Annotated in this window: 19 protein-coding genes; 7 read left to right on the top strand and 12 right to left on the bottom strand. The window is 73.7% G+C overall.

What is annotated here, in order from left to right; translation table 11 throughout:
* The first annotated feature begins 280 nt into the window (after positions 1-280).
* Positions 281-670 carry a DUF1844 domain-containing protein gene (locus IE182_RS07800; RefSeq protein ID WP_190108932.1) on the top strand — a complete coding sequence of 130 codons (390 nt, stop codon included), beginning with the start codon at positions 281-283 and terminating at the stop codon, positions 668-670.
* A gap of 18 nt (positions 671-688) precedes the next feature.
* On the opposite strand, the gene IE182_RS07795 is transcribed toward IE182_RS07800, so the two are convergent.
* From IE182_RS07795 to IE182_RS07780, 4 genes are all read right to left on the bottom strand, one after another.
* Entirely contained in the window at positions 689-1,513 is an 825-nt protein-coding gene (locus tag IE182_RS07795) for an MIP family channel protein (protein ID WP_190108931.1), read from the bottom strand.
* 106 nt (positions 1,514-1,619) lie between these two features.
* The gene (locus IE182_RS07790; RefSeq protein WP_190108930.1) at positions 1,620-2,363 is read right to left on the bottom strand and encodes an SseB family protein; all 744 of its coding nucleotides are present in this window, start codon (positions 2,361-2,363) and stop codon (positions 1,620-1,622) included.
* Positions 2,364-2,663: 300 nt separating this feature from the next.
* Positions 2,664-3,944, bottom strand: a complete 1,281-nt coding sequence (gene mycP / locus IE182_RS07785; RefSeq protein ID WP_190108929.1) for a type VII secretion-associated serine protease mycosin — start codon at positions 3,942-3,944, stop codon at positions 2,664-2,666.
* Positions 3,941-4,777 carry a hypothetical protein gene (locus tag IE182_RS07780; protein ID WP_190108928.1) on the bottom strand — a complete coding sequence of 279 codons (837 nt, stop codon included), beginning with the start codon at positions 4,775-4,777 and terminating at the stop codon, positions 3,941-3,943. Before IE182_RS07780 ends, mycP begins: the two co-directional genes overlap by 4 nt.
* Positions 4,778-4,945: 168 nt before the next feature.
* Between IE182_RS07780 and IE182_RS07775 the strand changes: the two genes are divergently transcribed.
* Positions 4,946-6,133 (top strand): amino acid deaminase/aldolase, encoded by a 1,188-nt coding sequence (locus IE182_RS07775; protein ID WP_373303518.1) that lies wholly within the window; start codon positions 4,946-4,948, stop codon positions 6,131-6,133.
* A 30-nt stretch (positions 6,134-6,163) separates the two neighbouring features.
* On the opposite strand, the gene IE182_RS07770 is transcribed toward IE182_RS07775, so the two are convergent.
* The 5 genes from IE182_RS07770 to IE182_RS07750 form a co-directional block, all read right to left on the bottom strand.
* A complete protein-coding gene (locus IE182_RS07770; protein ID WP_190108927.1) occupies positions 6,164-7,213 on the bottom strand; it encodes a zinc-binding dehydrogenase in 1,050 nt (349 codons plus the stop codon).
* Positions 7,214-7,407: 194 nt separating this feature from the next.
* Positions 7,408-8,691: an HAD family hydrolase gene (locus tag IE182_RS07765; protein ID WP_190108926.1), complete on the bottom strand. Its 1,284-nt coding sequence runs from the start codon at positions 8,689-8,691 to the stop codon at positions 7,408-7,410.
* 85 nt (positions 8,692-8,776) lie between these two features.
* The gene (locus tag IE182_RS07760) at positions 8,777-9,562 is read right to left on the bottom strand and encodes a 3-oxoacyl-ACP reductase (protein WP_190108925.1); all 786 of its coding nucleotides are present in this window, start codon (positions 9,560-9,562) and stop codon (positions 8,777-8,779) included.
* A complete protein-coding gene (locus IE182_RS07755) occupies positions 9,559-10,935 on the bottom strand; it encodes an aldehyde dehydrogenase family protein (RefSeq protein WP_190108924.1) in 1,377 nt (458 codons plus the stop codon). The genes IE182_RS07760 and IE182_RS07755 overlap by 4 nt, the downstream gene beginning before the upstream one ends.
* 121 nt (positions 10,936-11,056) lie before the next feature.
* A complete protein-coding gene (locus tag IE182_RS07750) occupies positions 11,057-12,424 on the bottom strand; it encodes a glutamine synthetase family protein (RefSeq protein ID WP_190108923.1) in 1,368 nt (455 codons plus the stop codon).
* A 72-nt stretch (positions 12,425-12,496) separates the two neighbouring features.
* Between IE182_RS07750 and IE182_RS07745 the strand changes: the two genes are divergently transcribed.
* From IE182_RS07745 to IE182_RS07735, 3 genes are all read left to right on the top strand, one after another.
* Entirely contained in the window at positions 12,497-13,219 is a 723-nt protein-coding gene (locus tag IE182_RS07745) for a FadR/GntR family transcriptional regulator (protein ID WP_190108922.1), read from the top strand.
* A 102-nt stretch (positions 13,220-13,321) separates the two neighbouring features.
* Positions 13,322-14,788, top strand: a complete 1,467-nt coding sequence (eat, locus tag IE182_RS07740) for an ethanolamine permease (protein WP_190108921.1) — start codon at positions 13,322-13,324, stop codon at positions 14,786-14,788.
* 26 nt (positions 14,789-14,814) lie between these two features.
* Positions 14,815-15,537, top strand: coding sequence for a gamma-glutamyl-gamma-aminobutyrate hydrolase family protein (locus IE182_RS07735; RefSeq protein ID WP_229844657.1), 723 nt, complete (start codon positions 14,815-14,817; stop codon positions 15,535-15,537).
* Between the two features lie 46 nt (positions 15,538-15,583).
* Here IE182_RS07735 and IE182_RS07730 read toward each other — a convergent pair whose 3' ends face one another.
* From IE182_RS07730 to IE182_RS07720, 3 genes are read right to left on the bottom strand one after another with little or no spacing between them, the layout of a single operon-like run.
* On the bottom strand, positions 15,584-16,240 hold the full coding sequence (locus tag IE182_RS07730; RefSeq protein WP_190108919.1) for a hypothetical protein: 657 nt from the start codon (positions 16,238-16,240) through the stop codon (positions 15,584-15,586).
* Between the two features lie 52 nt (positions 16,241-16,292).
* Positions 16,293-17,150, bottom strand: a complete 858-nt coding sequence (locus IE182_RS07725) for a siderophore-interacting protein (protein ID WP_190108918.1) — start codon at positions 17,148-17,150, stop codon at positions 16,293-16,295.
* Between the two features lie 56 nt (positions 17,151-17,206).
* Positions 17,207-18,112, bottom strand: a complete 906-nt coding sequence (locus IE182_RS07720; protein WP_190109155.1) for a 5'-3' exonuclease — start codon at positions 18,110-18,112, stop codon at positions 17,207-17,209.
* 180 nt (positions 18,113-18,292) lie between these two features.
* On the opposite strand from IE182_RS07720, the gene IE182_RS07715 reads away from it, so the two are divergent.
* Positions 18,293-19,381: a quaternary amine ABC transporter ATP-binding protein gene (locus IE182_RS07715; RefSeq protein ID WP_190108917.1), complete on the top strand. Its 1,089-nt coding sequence runs from the start codon at positions 18,293-18,295 to the stop codon at positions 19,379-19,381.
* The gene (locus IE182_RS07710; RefSeq protein WP_190108916.1) at positions 19,374-21,188 is read left to right on the top strand and encodes an ABC transporter permease/substrate binding protein; all 1,815 of its coding nucleotides are present in this window, start codon (positions 19,374-19,376) and stop codon (positions 21,186-21,188) included. The genes IE182_RS07715 and IE182_RS07710 overlap by 8 nt, the downstream gene beginning before the upstream one ends.
* The last annotated feature ends 10 nt before the right edge of the window (positions 21,189-21,198 follow it).

Here is a 21,198-nt window from a genome sequence, read left to right as displayed (position 1 = left end):
AAAAATGCCCCGACGGGACACAGGCGGGGCTCCATGAAACCGGAACACCGCCACGGCATGCCGCGGGGCGCATCGGGCGGTTCCATCGTCCGTACGGAACGATGGGGACCACCTGACCGGAGACCTGCCGACCCGTGGTCGGCGAGGTGGGAGATCGGAGCTCCACTTGTGGGCCGGGCACACGAGCACCCAGCCGGTCGTTCACCAACCTTAGCAGCTGGTGAGCGGGCGTGCTAACCGGTGGCGAACCGATTCGTCAACGGGACGTATCGTGTCCGCCATGAGCGACGCGACCCCCAGCATCAACGGCAACGCCGAGAGCGCTGACCAGACGAACCCCGGCTTCGACACCATGACCCGCGACATCGCGGACGTCCCCGCGGTCGAGGTGATCACCACGGTCGCGGTGCACCTGATGAGCGCGGCGGCGGTCAACCTCGGCCTGGCCGAGGAGGGCGAGCAGCACAAGGACCTGGACGAGGCCAGGAAGCTGATCCACGCGCTGGCCGGCCTGGTGACCGCGAGCGCCACCGAGGTCAGCAACTTCCACGCCGCGCCGCTGCGCGACGGTCTGAAGTCGCTGCAGCTGGCCTTCCGCGAGGCGTCCGTGGTGCCGGACGAGCCGGGCCAGGGACCGGGCGAGAAGTTCACCGGTCCGGTCTTCGGCTGACGGGCCGAACGGCCCGGCTCAGGCCCGGCCGCCGAAGTGGGGACGGTCCGGGCGCCCCTCGCCCGGGCCCGCGAGGGGCTCCGGGAGCGCCCGCTCGTCCGCGACGTTGGCCGCACCGTGGAACGGGTGCGTGACGCGGTGCGCGTAGGCGGCGAGGGCGCCGCCGATCAGCGGCGCGATGATGAACAGCCACAGCTGTGACAGCGCCCCGTCGCCCGCGAAGAGGGCGGGGCCGATGCTGCGGGCCGGGTTCACGGACGTGCCCGTCAGCGGCACGCCGATCAGGTGCACCACGGCCAGCGCCACACCCGCGGCCAGCCCGTCGAAGCCGACCATGGCGATGCGGTGGGTGACCGAGAGCACGACGTAGACCAGCAGGAAGGTCATCACGACCTCGGCCAGGAACGCGCCGCCGGTGTTGAGGTGCACCGCCGAGCGGTCGGCGAAGCCGTTGCTGCCGAAGGCGCCGTGCGTCTTGAGTCCGGGCACCTGCTTGGCGAGCAGGAAGAGGATGGCCGCACCCACGATGCCGCCGAGCAGCTGGGCGATCCAGTACTCGATGGCCGTGTGCAGCGAGATGCGCCGCTCCAGCAGCATCCCGAGCGTCACCGCCGGGTTGACGTGGCAGCCGGAGACGGGCCCCAGGGCGTACGCGAGGGCCAGAAGAGTGAAGCCGAAGGTCAGCGCAATGCCGAGCACACCGATGTAATCGGCCGCGAGCACGACGGATCCGACGGCGAAGAACACCAGCAGCAGCGTGCCGAGGAATTCGGCGCTGAGGGTCCTCACCTTCACCTCGTCGAGGTTTTCCAGGGCCGGTTTCACGTTCTTCAGGGCGTCCATGGCGTCCTCCTGAGGATCTCGTGGACCGTCCACTGGCATTGTCGGACGATCCACGACGGGGCGCCTGTCGGGCCCCGGCCCGGCTCAGCGGCTCAGCGGCGGTGGCTCACCGGCTGACGAGGCTCTCCCCCGGGACGTTCGCCCCCGGCGGCAGCAGAGCCAGGTCCAGGCCCCGCACGAGACGGGCCCGCAGCACCTCGTCCGCGGCCAGGGCCTCCGCCACGCGGCGCACCACGTCCGGCGCCTCGGCGCCGTCCGCCAGGGCGAGGGCCAGGGTGCCGTCGGCGTCCTGCGAGGGCATGAGGTGCGCGCGCAGCACGCCGGGCTCGGCCTCCAGGACGGCGCGCAGCGCGGCGGTGACGGCGGGGTCGGCCAGCGGGTCGGCGCTCGCGCGCCCCTCGGCCAGCGCGAGCAGGGCGGGGCCGGTCAGCGGGTAGGTGACCGGGCCGGCCAGATCCAGGACGATGGTGTCCGCCTTCTCGTGCGCGGCCGCCTGCAGCGCCTGGTGCAGCGGGACGGCGACGGGGCGGGCGTCCGCGCGCCAGCGGGCCAGCGTCTCCAGGGAGGTGAAGGCGGGCAGCGCCTTGCGGCCGTCGGGTGCCTGCAGGGTGGGCACGGCCATGTCGCTGGTCTTCTCGCGCTTGAGCCCGTCGGGCCCGGTCTCCACCTCGCCGAGCACGGCCACGACGGGCACGAGCAGCCGCGCCCCGCGCAGGGCGGCGAGCACGCCCGCCTCGGCGGACGGAGCGGACGGATCGGCCGCCCAGGCGGCGAGCGCCTCGGTCAGCGCGGCGTCGGCGGAGCCGTCGTCGTCGGAGAAACCGGGGTCGGGAATGTTCTTGAGGGCCACCCTGCGACCCTATCCGCCCACCGCCTCCCCTCACGGCGCCGGGTGCGGGTGCCCCGGCGGGGGCCGGGGGCCCGGCGGAAGCGGGGGGCCGGCGGAAGCGGGGGGCCGGCCCGGCGGTCCGCAGAGTGCAGGTCGTCCCCCGGACCGCGAGCGGCAGGCAGGGGCCACGTCCGGACGCGTGCCGGCTCGCGGCGGAGCGGGACGGCCGGCCCGCGCCCGGTACGGGGCACGTCAGCGCAGGCCCGGGGCCTGCGCGGCTGCCGGTCCGTCCGGGTTCGTGCCGGCGCGGGGGCGGTCCCGTCAGGGGAACGGGTACGGCGGCGGGGCGGCGGGGCGGGGGCGGCGGCGGTGGAGGACGGCTGCCGTCACCAGCAGCAGGAGGCCCGTGGCACCCGCGGCCAGTGCCGGGACGCCGGGAAGACGGCCCGGGGCGCCGGGCGGGGACGGGCTGGGGCCGTCGCCGAAGTAGCGCGGGGCCTGCGGGCCGCTGCGGCCGTCCACCGGCTCCTCCTGCACGGCGCGTGCGACGGCCGCCGCCGGATCGATCATCCCCGCGCCGAGCTCGTCGCTGCGCCCTCCCGGCGGCGCGTCCTGTGCGGTCTCGGTCAGCAGCTCCCGCACCCGCGCCGGGCTCAGGCCGGGCCGGGCCGCCCGCACCAGCGCCGCCGCCCCCGAGACGAACGCGGCCGCGGCACTGGTGCCCCAGCCCTCGTAGTAGCGCCGGTCCGGGTCGGCGATCACGACGTCGACGCCGGGCGCGCTGACGGTCGAGTACCAGCGGCGGGTGGAGAACGGCGCGCGGCTGCCGTAGCGGTCGACGGCGGTCACGGCGATCACGCCGGGGTAGGCCGCGGGGTACGAGACGTGGTCGCCGTGCTCGCCGCCGTTGCCGGCCGAGGCGACGACGACGGCGCCCTTGGAGAGCGCGTACTGCACGGCGGCGTCCTCGCGCGGCTCGGGGTGGGCGGTGTCGCTGTCGTCGCCGAGGGAGAGGTTGATGACGTCGGCGCCATGGTCGGCGGCCCAGCGGATGCCGTCCGCGAGGGCTCCGCCGCGCGCTCCGCGGGCCTTGGCCCGGGCGGGATCGGTGTCCTCCAGGATCACGCGGACCGGCAGGATGCGGGCGGCGGGGGCGACGCCGGTGACGCCGTCGGCGTCCCCCTCGCCGTGCCCGCGGCCGGCGACGATGCCGGCCATGGCGGTCCCGTGCCGGGCCCAGGGCCGCTCCCCGGGCCCCGCCCCGAATCCGATCAGGTCCTTGCCCGGCAGCACGCGGCCGCGCAGGTCGGGGTGGCCGTCGTCGACGCCGGTGTCGAGGACGGCGACCGTGACCCCGGCGCCCTTGGTCGTCCGCCAGGCGTCCTCGGCGTGCAGCGCGTCGAGCGCCCACTCCTGGGCCCGTATGGCGTCCGCCTGCGCGGGCGCGCCGGCGAGCAGCGCGAGCGCGACGCCGGCCGCGAGGGCGCCGAGCCCGCGCCGCGCACGGCGGGCGGGAGCGGTCCCGCGGGGTGCTCCCGGCCGCCTGCGTGACGTCGGCGACTTCGGTGACGTCACGGTGGTCGGCGATGCCGGCGTCGTCATCGGGAGGCCCCCTTTCGCCCTTCGCGCGCCGCTTCGCGGAAGACGCGCTCGACTTCCTCCGCGAGGGCCGTCGCCTCGTGCCCGAGCCCCGCCTGGCCGGCGACGGTGGTGGCACCGGGGGCCACGGCCTGGGCGGCCGGCTGGGGCGGGACGCCCGTGCGGCCGTCGGCGAAGCCCGTGACGGCGTAGACGACCGCCGGGACGTCCGTCAGGACGTCGACGCGCCAGGTCACGCGCTGCGCCAGGCCGAACCGGTCGGCGACCGTGCCGTGGGGGGCGTACGGGCGGGGCATCAGGTCGGGGCGCTCGTCGAGGCGTTCGTCCGCGAACCGCTTGCGCAGGGCCCGCATGCCGGCCGTGTCGGCCTCGGTGACGAGCAGGCCGACCGTGGTCACGCTGGAGGACGTGACGTCGGTGTAGGTGGCGCGCAGCAGGCGCTTGCACCCGACGGGGGCGAGGGCGGCGGCCAGGACGGGGTCGAACGCCTCGGTGCAGTCGGCGGCCGGGGCGACGCCGACGCGCACCCACTCGCGGGGCGCGCCGCCGGGGCCGGCCGCGTCGCTGCGGACGGTGGGCGGGAAGAGCTGGGCGACCGGGATGTCCTGCCAGAGGGTGGCCCCGCGCTCGTACGTCGCTTCCGCGGCCGAGCGCTCGCCGGGACCGTCCGCGAGGCAACTGCCCGCCACCGCCCCCGCTATGAGGCCCAGGCCGAGGACGAGGCACACCGCGACCGCCGTGGTCCGCCCGCGCACGACGGGCATGTCCGGCATGTCGGGTGGCGGGACGTCATGGGGGACGGTGGGCGGCGGCATGGCATCCGCTTCGGTGCTCACCTGCGCTCCCCCTCGCGAGCCTGTTCGCCGTACCGCCCCGTGGCGGGCGTCGCCACGGCCCGTGAGCGGTGGCGTGCGCGCCACTCTACGGGGCGTGGTGCGTGAGGTGCCATTTCGCCCGTGCAGGACCCCTATCCAGGGCAATTCCGGTCTGGCAGGCTGCGCGCCATGTCGTCCGACAGAGTGCGCTACGACCGGGCCACCGCCCATCTGGACGCCCCGCTGGCGGTGGTGGACCTCGGGGCGTTCGACGCCAACGCCGCCGATCTGGTGCGGCGGGCGCGGGGCAAGCCGGTGCGGGTGGCGAGCAAGTCGGTGCGCTGCCGGGCGCTGTTGGAGCGGGTGCTGGCGCGGGACGGATTCGCCGGGGTCATGGGCTACACCCTGGAGGAGTCGCTGTGGCTGGCTCGTTCGGGGGTGCCGGACGTGCTGCTGGCCTACCCCTCGGCAGACCGGGCGGGCTTCGCCGAGCTCACCTCGGACCCGAAGCTGGCCCGGGCGGTCACGGTCATGGTCGACGACCCCGCTCAGCTGGCGGTGGTCGACGCGGCCCGTGCGGGGCGCGAAGAGGTGCGGGTCTGCCTGGAGTTCGACGTCTCGTTGCGGCTGCTGGGCGGCCGCGTGCGGGTCGGGGCGCTGCGCTCGCCGCTGCACGTGCCGGAGCGGCTGGCGGAGCTGGCCCGGGCCGTGGCGCGCCGCCCGGGCTTTCGGCTGGTGGGACTGATGGCGTACGAGGCTCATGTGGCGGGTGTGGGTGATGCGGTCGGGGGCCGGCCGGTGCACTCCGGTGCGGTCCGCCTGATGCAGTCCGTCGCCCGAAGCCGGCTTGAGGCCCTGCGGGCCGAGGCGGTGGCGGCGGTACGGGACGTGGCGGAGCTGGAGTTCGTCAACGGCGGCGGCACGGGCAGCGTGCAGCACACGGCCGCGGAGGACGTGGTGACGGAGGTCGCCGCCGGGTCGGGGCTCTACGTGCCGCGGCTCTTCGACCACTACTCGTCGTTCCGGGGCCGTCCGGCGGCGCTCTTCGCGCTGCCGGTGGTGCGCCGGCCGGGGGTCGGCGTGGTGACCGTGCTGGGCGGCGGCTACCCCGCGTCGGGCGCGGCCGGCCGGGACCGGCTGCCGGCCCCGTACCTGCCGGCGGGCCTGCGGCTGGCGCCGCGCGAGGGGGCGGGCGAGGTGCAGACGCCGCTGCTGGGGCAGGCAGCCGACGACCTGCTGATCGGGGACAAGGTGTGGTTCCGGCACGCGAAGGCGGGTGAGCTGTGCGAGCGCTTCGCGGCGCTGCACCTCGTCGACGGCGAGCGGGTGGTGGAGACGGCCCCCACCTACCGGGGTGAGGGCCGCACGTTCCTGTGAGGGCGGGCTCTCAGGGGATCAGGCAGTCCTTCAGGGGATCAGGACGAGCCGGACGGGGGCGCCCTCCTTCTTCTGCAGGCGCTCCACGCCGGCCGCCGCTTCGGCGAGCGGCAGCGTGTCGCTGATGGACCGGCCGAGGTCGAGCCGGTGCAGGCGGGCGAGGGCGACGAGCTCGTCCACGTGGAAGGGCGCCGATCCGTAGTGGCCGAGGACGCTCTGCTCGCGGTAGCTGAAGGCGATGCTCTCGCTGACGGTCAGCGGGGTGGGGCTCAGGCCGACGAGGACGAGGCGGCCGCCGTGGCCCAGGCAGCGCACGGCCTGGTCACGGACGGCGGGGACGCCCGCCAGGTCGAGGGCGAGGTCGAGTCCGAGGCCCCCGGTGGCGGCGAGGATCCGCTCGCGCAGGTCGGGGGCGGCGGGGTCCAGGGCGAGGTCCGCACCGAACTCCAGGGCACGTTCCCGGGCGGCCGGCAGCGGGTCGACGGCGATGACGGGGGCGGCCCCGACGAGCCGCAGCAGCTGGACGGCGTGGGCGCCGAGGCCGCCCACGCCCCACACGCCGGCGGGCCGGGCGGGACGCGCCCGGCCGGTGGCGGTGATGGCGGCCCAGGGGGTGGAGACGGCGTCGGGGATGACGGCCGCCTGCTCGAAGGGGAGGTCGTCGGGGAGCGCGACGAGCGTGTGGTGGGTGGCCAGGGCGTACTCGGCCCAGCCTCCGTCGTAGTCGAAGCCGCGCGTGCGCACCGTGGGGCACGGCTCGTAACGCCGGCAGGGCGCGCAGGCGCCGCAGCGCTCCCCCGCCTGGAGCAGGACGCGCTGCCCCGCGGCCCAGGGGCCGGGCACGTCCGGGCCGAGGACGTCGATGACACCCGCCGTCTCGTGACCGACGGTGATCTTGTCGGCGGTGGCGTAGGCGGGCCGGAGGCTGCCGTCCACGAGGTGGACGTCCGACAGGCAGATGCCGGCGGCCCTGACCTTGATCCGGACCTGGCCGGGGCCGGGCTCGGGGACGGGGGTCTCCTCGACGGCGAACCGCCCGGAGCGCAGGTCGAACCGTCCGGCGAGCATGGTGTCGGGCATGGCGGGAGCCTCCTGGGAGTATGCGGTCCGGCGTGCCGAAAACGGATCCATCATGGAGCGGACGCCTCGCGGGGCGCAGGCCCCCGGAAGGAGTCGGAACGGCCGGAAAACGCCGGCAGGGACCGGTGGTGCCGATGGCCACCGGTCCCTGCCCCCTTCCCCTGCGGGAACGTTCCGTCAGATCGTCGGATCCGTCAGAACGCCTTGTCCGCCTGGTCCGGGATCACGCTGCCGTCGGCGCGCCGCACCGGCACCTTCGTCCCGTCGGCCGCGGTGGCACCCGTCGTCGAGCACGGGTACGTCCCGGACTTGCGGGGCATCGGGTCGATGAACATGGGGTTGGCGACCCAGCGGCCGTCCGCGTCGTCGTAGGCGCGGCACATCAGCTCGGACTTGTTGCGGTTGATGGCGACGTGCGCGCCGGTTGCGTCGTTGACGAACGTCACGTCGGTGTCGGCGTCACCGGCGCCGAGGGCGATGCGGTGGGAGAAGTCCTGCTGCTGCCACGCCTTCGCGTCCTTGATCTTGAAGATCTCCTGGTTGATCATGCAGCGCTTGCCGTCCATGTACGGCAGGGCGTCGCCGCGGCCGGTCTCCACGCCGCCGCAGCCCTTGAGGGCCGTGGTCAGCCGGCCGTGCTCGGTGATGCTGCGGATGCCGATGGTGTGCTTGCGGTCGAGGCCGACGCCGCTCGACCACGCCTCGGCGATCGGCTCGGAGGAGGCGGAGACGATGTAGACGTCGAAGCCGGCCGCCTTGAGCGTGCGGATCAGGTCCTTCTGCTGGTCGTAGTAGCGGATGTAGCCGGCGATCGTGTGGGTGCCGACGGTCTGCTTCGTGCCGACGGGCGCGGCGAGCTGCTCGGCGCGGGCCTGACGGGCGAAGGAGGTCAGGGCGGCGGGCGTGTGCCCGGCGAACAGCTGGGGGATCCAGCCGTAGGCGGGGACCGTGCGCCGGTGGTTCCAGTCACCGGCGAAGGCGGCCTCGCCGGCCATGGTCTGGGACTTCTCGCGTATCTCGAAGATCTCGTCGGTGCAGGCGGTGTTCTTCGAGGTGGGCAGCGGCCGGCCGACGGGCACCGAGGTGCCGCACGCCGTGGTGAGGGCCGCCTCGGCGGCCGGGGTGAGCCAGGCGTTGGTGTCGCGCCAGTGCGCGGGCCGCAGGATCTTGTCGTGCTTGAGGGCCCAGGCGAGCGTGGCGTCGGTGATGTCGTTCTTGACGACGGTGTTGTCCCAGTCGAACGCGGCGACCGGGCGCGGGCCGCGGTTGCCGGAGCAGGTGCCGCGCTCGTCGATCATCTTCTGCAGCCGGGCGCGGTTGTCGCCGGCCCAGGGGAGGTTCTTGTCGAGCTGCGGGCAGCTCCGGCGGGTCTCGTGGTGGGCGGGGGCCGCGGTGGCCGTGGCCGCGGTGGTGACGGTCGCGGTGGCGAGGGCCGCGGCGGCAGCGAGGCCGACGACGATGGCGGACTTGGTGCGCATGTGCTCTCTTTGGTGCGTGTGGTGACAGGGCGTACGCCGGGACGGGACGGACGGTCGGTCCGGTCCCGGCGTTTGATCATGGACCCTACAGCGGGGTCACGTAGGCGCCCGCGATGCCACCGTCCACGAGGAACTCGGCTGCGTTGACGAAGGACGAGTCGTCGCTGGCGAGGAAGGCGACGGCGGCCGCGATCTCCTCCGGCTCGGCGAAGCGTCCGACCGGCACGTGCACCAGGCGCCGCGCGGCCCGCTCCGGGTCCTTGGCGAACAGCTCCTTGAGCAGCGGGGTGTTCACCGGGCCCGGGCACAGCGCGTTGACGCGGATGCCCTCGCGGGCGAACTGCACGCCCAGTTCGCGGGACATGGCCAGCACGCCGCCCTTGGAGGCGGTGTAGCTGATCTGGGAGGTGGCGGCGCCCATCACCGCGACGAAGGAGGCGGTGTTGACGATGGAGCCCTTGCCCTGCCGCTGCATGTACGGCAGTGCCGCCTTGCAGCAGAGGTAGACGGAGGTGAGGTTGACCTCCTGGACGCGCTTCCAGGCGTCGAGGCCGGTGGTGAGGATGGAGTCGTCGTCGGGCGGGGAGATGCCGGCGTTGTTGAAGGCGATGTCGACCGAGCCGTAGGTGTCGTAAGCGGTCTTGAAGAGCGCCTCGACCTCCTCGGGGCTGGTGACGTCGACCTTGACGTACAGGCCGCCGACCTCGGCGGCGGCGGCCTTGCCGGCGCTCTCGTCGATGTCGGCGCAGACGACGTTCGCGCCCTCGGAGGCCAGGCGCCGGGCGGTGGCCAGGCCGATGCCGCTGCCGGCTCCGGTCACGACGGCGGTGCGGCCGACGAGGCGGCGGCAGACGGGGGTCTGGTCGGTCACGTGGTCTCCTTCAGGGGGTCGATCGCGATGAAGACGTTCTTGGTCTCGGTGAAGGCGGACAGCGCGTCCGGGCCCAGCTCGCGGCCGAGGCCGGACTGCTTGAAGCCGCCGAAGGGCGTCCAGTAGCGGACGCTGCTGTGGGAGTTGACGGAGAGGTTGCCGGCGGCGACGGCCCGGGAGACGCGCAGGGCACGGGAGACGTCCCGGGTCCACAGGGAGCCGGACAGGCCGTAGTCCGTGGCGTTGGCCAGGCGTACGGCCTCCTCCTCGTCCTCGAAGGGGGTGACGACGGCGACGGGGCCGAAGATCTCCTCGCGGGCGAGGCGGTCGTCCGGGCCGGCTTCGAGGACGGTCGCCGGGTACCAGAAGCCCTTGCCCTGCGGGGCCTCGCCCCGGATGGCGGCGGGCGCGGTCTCGGGGACGTAGGACCGCACGCGCTCGCGGTGCACGGCGGAGACGAGCGGGCCCATCTGGGTGGCCGGGTCGGTGGGGTCGCCCACGACGTAGGACGTCACGGCCGGCTCCAGCAGCTCCATGAAGCGGTCGTACACCGTGCGCTGGACGAGGATGCGGCTGCGGGCGCAGCAGTCCTGGCCGGTGTTGTCGAGGAAGGAGCCGGGGGCCGCCGCGGCGGCCCGTTCGACGTCGGCGTCGGCGAAGACGATGTTGGGGCTCTTGCCGCCCAGTTCGAGGGTCACACGCTTCACGCCGGCCGCGCACGTGGCCATGATCTGCTTGCCGACGGCGGTGGAGCCGGTGAAGACGACCTTGGCGACGCCGGGGTGGACGACGAGCGCGTCGCCCGCGACGGGCCCGGCCCCGGGGAGGACCTGCAGGAGGCCCTCGGGCAGCCCGGCCTCCAGGGCCAGTTCGGCCAGGCGCAGGGCGGTCAGCGGGGTGGTCTCGGCGGGTTTGACGACGACGGCGTTGCCCGCGGCCAGGGCGGGTGCGAAGCCCCAGGCGGCGATGGGCATCGGGAAGTTCCACGGGGCGATGACCGCGACGACGCCGAGCGGTTCGTGGAAGGTGACGTCGAGCCCGCCCGCGACGGGAATCTGGGAGCCGGTGAGCCGCTCGATGCCGGCGGCCGCGTACTCCAGCAGGTCACGGACGTTGCCCGCCTCCCAGCGGGCGTTGCCGACGGGGTGGCCGGCCTCGGCGACCTCCAGCTGGGCCAGTTCCTCCAGGTGTGCGTCGACCGCGTCGGCGAAGCGGCGCAGCTGCCGGGCGCGGTCGCCGGGGGCGAGCCGGGCCCAGCCGCGCTGGGCGTCGGCGGCGCGGGTCACCGCCGCGTGGACGTCCTGCCGCGTCGCGGCCGGGACGGTGGCGACGAGTTCCTCCGTCGCGGGATTGAGTACGTGAAGCTCGTGCAAGTCCTCTCCTGCGGTTCGTACGCGGCTGCACGCCGGTGGTCGCGTTGTGCCCACCCTCCCCCAGCTACCGCTGGGAGGTGCCCCCAGCCCAGCGGGACACAGGTGGGCGCAAAGTCACGGGTTACATCCGCTCGAAGGAGCGGAAGCGCTCCCAGTCCGTGACGGCGGTGTCGTACGCCTCCTGCTCGACACGCGCCATGTTGAGGTAGTGCTCGACGACCTCGTCGCCGAAGGCGGCCCGGGCCAGGGGGCTGGCCTCCCACACATCGGCGGCCTCGCGCAGGGTGGCGGGGACGTGCGCGGCGCCGCCGGTGTAGGCGTTGCCGGTGCAGACCTCGGGGAGCTCCAGCTCGTGCTCGACGCCGTGCAGGCCGGCGGCGACCATGCCGGCGACGGCCAGGTAGGGGTTGACGTCCCCGCCGGGCAGCCGGTTCTCGAAGCGGTGGGCGAGGCCGTGGCCGACGACGCGCAGGGCGCAGGTGCGGTTGTCCGGGCCCCAGGCGACGGCGGTGGGGGCGAAGGAGCCGGGGCGGAAGCGCTTGTAGGAGTTGATGTTCGGTGCGTAGAGGAGGGTGAAGTCGCGCAGGGCGGCGAGCTGGCCGGCGAGGAAGTGGCGCATGGTCTTCGACATGCCGTACGGGCCGTCGTCGTCGGCGAGCACCGGCCGCCCCGCCTCGTCGCGCAGCGAGAGGTGGATGTGGCAGGAATTGCCCTCGCGTTCGTCGTACTTGGCCATGAAGGTGAGGGCCATGCCCTCCTGGGCGGCTATCTCCTTGGCACCGGTCTTGTAGACGGCGTGCTGGTCGCAGGTGGTGAGCGCCTCGTCGTAGCGGAAGGCGATCTCGTGCTGGCCGAGGTTGCACTCGCCCTTGGCGGACTCCACCGTCATGCCGGCGGCGCCCATCTCGTTGCGGATGCGGCGGAGCAGGGGCTCGACGCGGCCGGTGCCGAGGACGGAGTAGTCGATGTTGTACTGGTTGGCGGGGGTCATGCCGCGGTAGCCGCGGCTCCAGGCGTCCTCGTAGGTGTCCTTGAAGACCATGAACTCCAGCTCCGTGCCCGCGTAGGCACTCCAGCCGTGCTCGGCGAGCCGGTCGAGCTGGCGGCGCAGGATCTGGCGCGGTGAGGCGAGGACGGGCGATCCGTCGTGCCAGGCGAGGTCGGCGGTCATCAGGGCGGTGCCGGGGTTCCACGGGGTGCGGCGCAGGGTGGCGACGTCGCCGTGCAGGGCGAAGTCGCCGTAGCCGCGTTCCCAGGACGACATGGCGTAGCCGCCCACGGTGTTCATGTCGGTGTCCACGGCGAGGAGGTAGTTGCAGCCCTCGGTGCCGTGTTCGAGGGTGTCGTCGAGGAAGAACCGGGCGGCGAACCGCTTCCCCTGGAGCCGTCCTTGCATGTCCGTGAAGGCGAGGACGACAGTGTCGATCTCCCCGGCGTCGACGAGCCTGCGCAGCTCGTCGACCGTGAGCGGGGGCATGCGGTCTGCCACGGTGTTGCCTCCTGTCGGTGCGACCGGGGGTCTTAAGGTAGGGCCGTAGACCATTGATTGGGAAGGGGGAAGATGAACGAGCATGCGGCGGACCGGCTCTCACCGGTCCTGCGGCCGGTCCGTGCGGGCAACGGCTTCGAGGAGGCGCTGCAGCAGATACTCCAGATCGTGCGGCTGGGTCTGGTGGCGCAGGGGGAACGGCTGCCCGCCGAGCGCGAGTTGGCCGAGCGGCTGCAGATCAGCCGGGTGACGCTGCGCGAGGTGCTGAAGGTGCTGGCGGACCAGGGCCTGGTGGAGAGCCGGCGCGGCCGGTACGGGGGGACGTTCGTGCTGGCCCGGCCGGCGACGGCGGGCGAGGACGAGCTGCGCCGGCGCGTGGCGGCCGTGGACGTGGAGGACGTGCTGCGCTTCCGCGAGGTGCTGGAGGTGGGCGCGGCCGGGCTGTGCGCCGCGCACGGCCTGGGCGACGAGGAGGCCGGGCGGCTGCGGGCGGCGCTGGCGGCCACGCACGACGCGCCGCTGGCCGACTACCGCCGCCTGGACACGATGCTGCACCTGACGCTGGCCGAGCTGTCCGGCTCCCCGACGCTGGCCGCGCAGTACGCCGCGGTGCGGGCGACCGTCAACGACCTGCTGGACTGCATCCCGCTGCTGGTGCGGAACCTGGAGCACTCCCAGCAGCAGCACACCGCCCTGGTGGAGGCGGTGCTCGACGGCGACGCGGAAGGTGCGCGGGAAGTGATGCGGGAGCACTGCTGCGGCACGGCGGCATTGTTGCGGGGGTTTCTGGCCTAAGTAACCCGGGTTTAACGCAAGGGGGTTGCCTTTCGGCCGCCGCCGAGGCAAAGGTATGGCGCAAAACCTTTGCCTCCCGGCACCTCCAGGCAGGAGCGGCTCATGGCCGATCGCACGGACACCCCCAGCGCGCCACCCGACCGACCGGCACCCCTGGACGGCGCCCCCGGCTATCTGGAGAAGCGCACCCTGCGCCGGGGCAGCGCGGGCCCCCTCCTGCTGACCGGGCTGGGCGTCGCCTACGTCGTCTCCGGCGACTTCTCCGGCTGGAACTTCGGCCTCGCGCAGGGCGGCTTCGGCGGGCTGGCCGTCGCCGCCGCGCTCATGGGCCTGATGTACACGTGCATGGTCTTCGCCCTCGCCGAGCTCGCCGCCATCCTCCCCACGGCCGGCGGCGGTTACGGCTTCGCCCGCCGCGCGCTGGGCCCCTGGGGCGGCTTCCTCACCGGGACGGCCATCCTCATCGAGTACGTCCTGGCCCCGGCCGCGATCTCCCTGTTCATCGGCGACTACGTCGAGTCGCTGCACCTGTTCGGGCTCACGTCGGGCTGGCCCGTGTACCTGGCATGCTTCGTGATCTTCATCGGCATCCACCTCTGGGGCGTCGGCGAGGCCCTGCGCTTCAGCTTCGTGGTGACGGGCGTGGCGGTCGCCGCCCTGGTCGTCTTCGCCGCCGGCGCGTTCACCGAGTTCGACGCGGGGCGGCTGAACGACATCCCGGCCGACCCCGGCGCGTTCGGCTCCTCCTCCTGGCTGCCGTTCGGACTGCTCGGCATCTGGGCGGCGTTCCCCTTCGGCATGTGGTTCTTCCTCGGCGTCGAGGGCGTGCCGCTCGCGGCCGAGGAGACCCGCGACCCCGCCCGTACGCTGCCGAAGGCCATGGCCACGTCCATGGGCATCCTCCTCGTCCTGGCGCTGCTGACGTTCCTCGCCGCGACCGGGGCCGGCGGGGCCGAGGCGATGAAGGACGCGGGCAACCCCCTGGTCGCCGCGCTGGAGGGCGACGGACAGGGCCACGTCCTGGCCCGCATCGTCAACTACGCCGGCCTGGCCGGGCTGGTGGCCTCCTTCTTCTCCCTCATCTACGCCGGCTCCCGGCAGCTGTTCGCCCTCTCCCGGGCCGGTTACCTGCCCCGCTTCCTCTCCCTCACCAGCCGCCGCAAGGCCCCCTGGCTCGGGCTGCTGGTGCCGGGCGCGCTCGGCTTCACGCTGGCGGCGGTGACGGGCGACGGGGCGCGGATGCTCAACGTGGCGGTGTTCGGCGCCACCATCTCCTACGCCCTGATGTCGCTCTCCCACATCGTGCTGCGCCGCCGCGAGCCGGGGCTGGCGCGCCCCTACCGGACGCCGGGCGGCGTGCTGACGTCGGCGGTGGCCTTCGTCCTGGCCTGTGCGGCGCTGGTGGCCACCTTCCTGGTGGACGTCACCGCCGCCGTCATCGCCCTGGGCGTCTACGCGGTCGCCGCCGCCTACTTCGCCCTCTACAGCCGGCACCGGCTCGTGGCGAGCGCACCGGAGGAGGAGTTCGCGGCCCTGGCCGCGGCGGAAGCGGAACTTGCCCGAGAATGAGTCACCGGGACGAAAGGACACGGCACGTGAGCACTCGGCCACGCCCCCTCATCGGCGTCACCACCTACCTCGTCCAAGCCCGCTGGGGAGTGGCCTGGGACCTGCCCGCCGCCCTGCTGCCGGCCGCCTACCACGAGCACGTCCAGCGCGCGGGCGGCCTGGCGACGCTGCTGCCGCCGGACGACCCGGCCGTCGCCGCGTCCCTGGTCCGGCGGCTGGACGGCCTGATCATCGCGGGCGGCGAGGACCTGGACCCCGCGCTGTACGGCGAACGGCCGCACCCGCGCGCCGGGACGCCCGTACCGGAACGCGACCGCTGGGAGCTGGCCCTGCTGGACGCCGCGCTGGAGCAGGGCCTCCCCGTGCTCGGCATCTGCCGCGGCCTGCAGGTGATGAACGTCCACGCGGGCGGCACCCTGATCCAGCACCTGCCGGACGAGGTGGGCCACGAGGGCCACAACCCCGTGCCGGGCTCGTTCAGCGACCACACCGTCAAGGCCGTGCCCGGCACGCTGACCGGCAGCCTGCTGCCCGGCCACACGCTGGACGTGGCCACCCACCACCACCAGGCGGTGGACCGGCTCGGCGCGGGTCTGATCGCCACCGCTCACGCGGAGGACGGCACCGTCGAGGCCCTGGAGTACGCGGACGGCCGCTTCGCCCTGGGCATCCAGTGGCACCCCGAGCCGAAGGACGACCTGCGGCTGACGCAGGCGCTGGTGCGGGCGGCCGGCGGCAGCGGGGACTGATCCGCCGCACCGGCCGGGTGCTCCGTGGGGACGCGCCGGCGCGCCCCTACGGAGCCGCGTCCTCCGGCGTCTTCTCCCCTGCGTCGCGGCGGCGCCGCCTGCGGGTGAGCAGGTACGTCGCCGTCGAGGCGAGCGCGGCGGCCAGGGCTGCCGTGCCGGCGATGACCGCGGCCAGTTCGCCGAGGCTCACGCCCTCCTCGTCCTCGTCGTCGTCCGGCGCCGTCTCGCTGGTCCGGTCGGCCACCTCGTCGTAGCTGCGCGGGCTCTCGCAGAACTCCCGGTTGCCCGGGTCCATGTCGGCGACGACCGTCAGCTCGGTCGTGTCCGCCGGCTCGTCCTCGCCACCGTCCTTGAGCTCGACGGGGTACGTCCCGGGCGCGACGTCGCACAGCACCATGCCCGCGACCTGCGTGTGGAGCATGGCGTCCTTGCCCTCGCGGAAACGCTTCGCCTTGAGGGTCAGCTTCTTGGCGAAGGCCGGCGACTCGACGGTGAGACGGCCGTCGTGGGCGTCCAGCACGTCCTGACTGGTCGTCACCGTGAAGACGGCCTCGCGGCCGCGCTGAGCGGGCCCGCCGCCCGATATGGAGGACTCCGAGTCCGAGGAGTCCGGGGCGGCGAAGGCCGGCGCGGCCCCGGCGGGGGCCGCCATGACGAGGGCCGACGCGGCCAGGGCCGCCAGGGCTGTCCGGGCACGATTCATGCGGCGAGAATATCTGCGGACGACCCCGGTGGTGAGCCCGGTTGACGGGCACTCATGCGGCCGCCGCGTCCGCGCCGCCCTCCTGCTCCGCCTCCACCTGCCGGTTCCACTCGCGCTTGGACGCCTGCCAGCCGTCCTCGTCGTGGCCGCGCCGCCAGTACCCGGAGATGGACAGCCGCTCGCGCGGCACCTCACGCTCCATGCGCAGGTGGCGCCGCAGCTCCTTGACGAAGCCCGCCTCGCCGTGGACGAAGGCGTGCACGGTGCCGGCGGGGAAGTCGAGCGAGCGGACGGCCGCGACCAGCAGCTCGCCCACGGGCCGGCTCCCGCGGTGCAGCCAGGTGACCTCGACGCCCGCGGGCAGCCGGAGTTTCTGCTCCTCGTCCGCGTCGGCGACCTCGACGAAGGCGTGGACGACCGCGCCGTCGGGCATCCGCTCCAGCGAGGCGGCGATGGCCGGCAGCGCGCTCTCGTCCCCCGCCAGCAGGTGCCAGTCGGCGGCCGGGTCGGGGGCGTACGCGCCGCCGGGGCCGAGGAAGAGGATCTCCTCGCCGGGCCGCACGCCGGCCGCCCAGGGGCCGGCCAGGCCCTCGTCGCCGTGGTGGACGAAGTCGATCGTCAGCTCGCACGCGGCGGGATCGAAGGAACGCACCGTGTACGTGCGCGTCCGGGGCCACTGGTCGCGCGGCATGTCACGGCGGACGGCCTCGATGTCGAAGGGCTCCGGATAGGCGACGCCCTCCACGGGGAAGAGCAGCTTGACGTAGTGGTCGCTGCACTCGCCGGCGGCGAGCCCGGCCAGGCCGTCGCCGCCCAGCACCACGCGGACCATGTGCGGCGTCAGCCGCTCCGTACGGACCACGCGGGCCCGGTTGAGCTGCGGCTTGCTGCGGACCGGACGCTCTGCCATCGCTGTCTCCCCTGATCCCCTGATCAATGCAAGTTAGGTACGCCTAACCTAACAGTTCAGGCGGCGAGCGTGGACAGCAATCGCTGGAGCGCCCCTCCCAGGCCCCACCGCCGGGCGAGCTCGTCCAGCCCGCGGGGGTCGCGGGGCGAGGACGGCAGCGCCGCGTCGAAGGGCGCCAGCGGCACGTCGGAGGCGACCCGCACCACCGTGGGGGCGACCGCCAGATACGGGCGGGCCTCGTCCAGCCGCCTGCGCTGGGCGGGGCTCAGCCTGGCCGCGGGGTCGTCGACGGCGGCCAGGATCCCGGCGAGGTCGCCGAAGGACGCCAGCAGCTTGGCGGCCGTCTTCTCGCCGACGCCGGGCACGCCCGGCAGCCCGTCGCTGGGGTCGCCGCGCAACAGCGCGAGGTCGGCGTAGCCGGGCCCGTCCACCCCGTACTTCTCGCGCAGTACGGCCTCGTCCACCACCTGCAGCGTGCCCACCCCCTTGACCGGGTAGAGCACCCGCACGCCGCGCCGGTCGTCGACGAGCTGGTAGAGGTCGCGGTCGCCGGTGACGATGTCCACGGGGCCCCGGGCCCGGGCGGCCAGCGTGCCGATCACGTCGTCGGCCTCGTAGCCCACGGCGCCGACGCGGGCGATGCCCACGGCGTCCAGCACGGCCTCGATCACCGGCACCTGCGGGGAGAGCGTGTCGGGCGTCTCCTCCTCGTCGGGCGCCCCCTCGACCTCCTCCGCCACCCGGTGCGCCTTGTAGGAAGGGATCAGCTCCACCCGCCACTGCGGGCGCCAGTCGAAGTCCATGCAGGCGACCAGGTCGTCGGGGTGGTGGTCCTGGACGAGGCGGGCGATGAAGTCCAGCAGGCCGCGCACCGCGTTCACCGGGGTGCCGTCGGGTGCCTTCACCGATTCCGGCACCCCGAAGTAGGCGCGGAAGTAGAGGGAGGCGGTGTCGAGGAGCATCAGGCGTCGGGTCACGCACCGATCATGCCGCACCCCACCGGCAGCGCCCCACCGGCATGTGAACCGGATCACTGTTCCGTTTGCCCCGAATGATCGGGGGCAGGCGCGGCGCCGGAGCGGTCCTGCCCTTGGGGGGTGGCGGGCCCCGCCGTCCGATGTTGTCCGACCCGAGAGGTTTATGTGTCCAGGCTGAAGGCCGAGCACCTGTACAAGGTGTTCGGCAGACGACCCGAAGCAGCCGTCCGGCGGCTCGCCGACGGTGCAGACCGCGACGAGCTGCGTGCGGACGGCACCACCGCGGCGGTGATCGACGCGTCGTTCGAGGTCGAAGCCGGCCAGATCTTCGTGGTGATGGGGCTCTCCGGATCCGGCAAGTCCACCCTCCTGCGCATGCTCAACGGGCTGCTCGACCCGACCGCGGGACGCGTCCTGTACGACGGACGGGACCTGACCGCGCTGTCCCCGCGCGAACTGCGCGACGTGCGCTCGCGGAACATCAGCATGGTCTTCCAGCACTTCGCGCTCTTCCCGCACCGCAGCGTGCTGGAGAACGCCGCCTACGGCCTGGAGGTGCGCGGCGTGCCGCGCGCCGAGCGCGAGGAGCGGGCCGCCGAGGCACTGGAGCTGGCCGGCCTCAAGGGCTGGGAGAAGTCCTGGCCCGACGAGCTGTCCGGCGGCATGCAGCAGCGCGTCGGTCTCGCCCGCGCGCTCGCCACCGATGCCGACCTGCTGCTGATGGACGAGTCCTTCAGCGCGCTCGACCCCCTGATCCGCCGCGACATGCAGGACCAGCTGCTGGACCTGCAGAAGCGGCTGAAGAAGACCATCGTGTTCATCACCCACGACCTCAACGAGGCCATGCGCCTCGGCGACCGCATCGCCGTCATGCGCGACGGCCGGATCGTCCAGAACGGCACCGCCGAGGACATCCTGGTCCGCCCGGCCAACGACTACGTCGCCTCCTTCATCCAGGACGTCGACCGTTCCCGGGTCCTCACCGCGGGCTCGATCATGACCGGCTCCGCGGCCCCCGCCGCCGGCCTGCCGGACGACGCCACGACCGTCAGCGCGGACACGCCCGTGGCCGAGCTGTTCAGCCCCTTCGCACGCAGCGGCGAGCCCGTCGCCGTCACCGGCGAGGACGGCGAGCTGACCGGCGTCGTCACCCGCGACGGCCTGCTGGCCGCGCTCGGCGACCAGCCGCAGGTCGCCCAGGGCGCCGCGCCCCGGGCCACGGATCCCGAGCCGGAGGTGACCGCCCATGCCTAGGATCAGCCTCGGCAGCTGGGCCGAGAGCGCCGTGGACTGGCTGCAGTCCCACCTCTCCTGGCTCTTCGACGCCGTCAACACCGTGCTGACCGGCATGTACGACGGCGTGAACGCCGTCCTCGGCGCGCCGGACGCCCTGCTCATGGCGGGCATCCTCGCCGTCGTCGCCTGGTGGCTGCGCGGCCTGCTCGCCGGCGCCCTCGCCTTCGCCGGGCTGGCGCTCGTCGACTCGTTCGGCCTGTGGGACGAGGCGATGGCGACGCTCTCGCTCGTCCTCGTCGCCAGCCTCATCACGCTCGTGCTCGCCGTGCCGCTGGGCATCTGGGCGGCCCGCAACCGCCGGGTCAGCCGGGTGCTGCGCCCCGTCCTGGACGTCATGCAGACGATGCCCGCCTTCGTCTACCTGATCCCGGGCGTGATGTTCTTCTCCATCGGCCCCATCCCCGGCCTGATCGCCACCATCGTCTTCTCGATGCCGCCCGGCGTCCGGATGACCGAGCTCGGCATCCGCCAGGTCGACGGCGAACTCGTCGAGGCGGCCCGGGCCTTCGGCACCACCCCGCGCGACACCCTCGTCCGCGTCCAGCTGCCGCTGGCGCTGCCCACCATCATGGCGGGCGTCAACCAGGTCATCATGCTGGCCCTGTCCATGGTCGTCATCGCCGGCATGGCCGGCGCGGGCGGCCTCGGCGAGTCCGTCTACGCGGCCGTGACCCAGGTGAACATCGGCGGCGGCGTCGAGAGCGGCCTCGCGGTCGTCGTCCTCGCCATGTACCTGGACCGGATGACGGGCGCCCTCGGCCGGCGCGTCTCCCCGTCGGGCCGCCGCGCCGCGGCCAAGGACGCCGCCTCCGCGCGCGCCTCGGCCTCCGCCGCGTTCCTGCGGTACCGCCCGGGCACCGCCGTCGCCACCGTCGGCATCGTCGTCCTCGCACTCGTCGCCGGTGGCATGCACCTCACCCGGGGCGGCGACGACCGGCAGGCCGTGGCCGCCGGCAAGAACGCCGGCCACGGCAAGAAGGTCAGGCTCGGCTACTTCCCCTGGGACGAGGCCGTCGCCACCACCTACCTGTGGCAGAACGTCCTGGAGGACCGCGGCTACGAGCCGGACGTCAAGCAGCTCGACCCCGGCCCCCTCTACACCGCGCTGGCCCAGGGCCAGATGGACCTCCAGTTCGACTCCTGGCTGCCCACCACGCACAAGCAGTACATGGACCGCTACGGCGACAAGCTCAGCGACCTCGGCTCCTGGTACGGCCCCACCTCCCTGGAGCTGACCGTCCCCTCGTACGTCAAGGGCATCGACTCCCTGGCGGACCTCAAGGGCAAGGGCGCACAGTTCGGCGGGAAGATCGTCGGCATCGAGTCCAGCGCCGGGATGATGGGCACGCTCAACGACAAGGTACTCAAGGAGTACGGCCTGGACGGCGAGTACAAGGTCGTCTCCTCCTCGACGTCCACGATGCTCGCCGAGCTCGACCGGGCCGTCAAGAAGAAGGAGCCCGTCGTCACCACCCTGTGGTCGCCGCACTGGGCGTACGCCAAGCACGACCTGAAGAAGCTCAAGGACCCCAAGGGCGCCTGGGGCAAGGGCGAGGAGATCCACGCCGTCGGCAAGAAGGACTTCGCCGCCGACTTCCCGAAGGTCGCGCAGTGGGTGAAGGACTTCAGGATGTCCGAGAAGGACCTCGCCTCCCTGGAGGCCGAGATCCAGAGCGGCGGCAAGGGCAAGGAGAAGGACTCCGCCCGCCGCTGGCTGGACGCCCACCCGGGCTTCGCGGACAAGCTGGCGCCTGTCGGCGCCTGACGAACAGGCG

Source organism: Streptomyces cinnamoneus (assembly GCF_014650495.1).
Classification (GTDB): Bacteria; Actinomycetota; Actinomycetes; order Streptomycetales; family Streptomycetaceae; genus Streptomyces; species Streptomyces cinnamoneus.
The sequence above is the reverse complement of the archived record's forward strand: the minus strand, read 5'-3'. Positions and strand labels throughout refer to the sequence as shown.

What these genes read in the sequence shown, in the direction of transcription:
- IE182_RS07775 (WP_373303518.1), top strand. Translation starts at nt 4,946, where the DNA reads ATGTCGTCCGACAGAGTGCGCTACGACCGGGCCACCGCCCATCTGGAC.
- IE182_RS07800 (WP_190108932.1), top strand. Translation starts at nt 281, where the DNA reads ATGAGCGACGCGACCCCCAGCATCAACGGCAACGCCGAGAGCGCTGAC.
- eat (WP_190108921.1), top strand. Translation starts at nt 13,322, where the DNA reads ATGGCCGATCGCACGGACACCCCCAGCGCGCCACCCGACCGACCGGCA.
- IE182_RS07720 (WP_190109155.1), bottom strand. Translation starts at nt 18,112, where the DNA reads ATGCTCCTCGACACCGCCTCCCTCTACTTCCGCGCCTACTTCGGGGTG.
- IE182_RS07710 (WP_190108916.1), top strand. Translation starts at nt 19,374, where the DNA reads ATGCCTAGGATCAGCCTCGGCAGCTGGGCCGAGAGCGCCGTGGACTGG.
- IE182_RS07795 (WP_190108931.1), bottom strand. Translation starts at nt 1,513, where the DNA reads ATGGACGCCCTGAAGAACGTGAAACCGGCCCTGGAAAACCTCGACGAG.
- IE182_RS07765 (WP_190108926.1), bottom strand. Translation starts at nt 8,691, where the DNA reads ATGCGCACCAAGTCCGCCATCGTCGTCGGCCTCGCTGCCGCCGCGGCC.
- IE182_RS07725 (WP_190108918.1), bottom strand. Translation starts at nt 17,150, where the DNA reads ATGGCAGAGCGTCCGGTCCGCAGCAAGCCGCAGCTCAACCGGGCCCGC.
- IE182_RS07745 (WP_190108922.1), top strand. Translation starts at nt 12,497, where the DNA reads ATGAACGAGCATGCGGCGGACCGGCTCTCACCGGTCCTGCGGCCGGTC.
- IE182_RS07770 (WP_190108927.1), bottom strand. Translation starts at nt 7,213, where the DNA reads ATGCCCGACACCATGCTCGCCGGACGGTTCGACCTGCGCTCCGGGCGG.
- IE182_RS07730 (WP_190108919.1), bottom strand. Translation starts at nt 16,240, where the DNA reads ATGAATCGTGCCCGGACAGCCCTGGCGGCCCTGGCCGCGTCGGCCCTC.
- mycP (WP_190108929.1), bottom strand. Translation starts at nt 3,944, where the DNA reads ATGACGACGCCGGCATCGCCGACCACCGTGACGTCACCGAAGTCGCCG.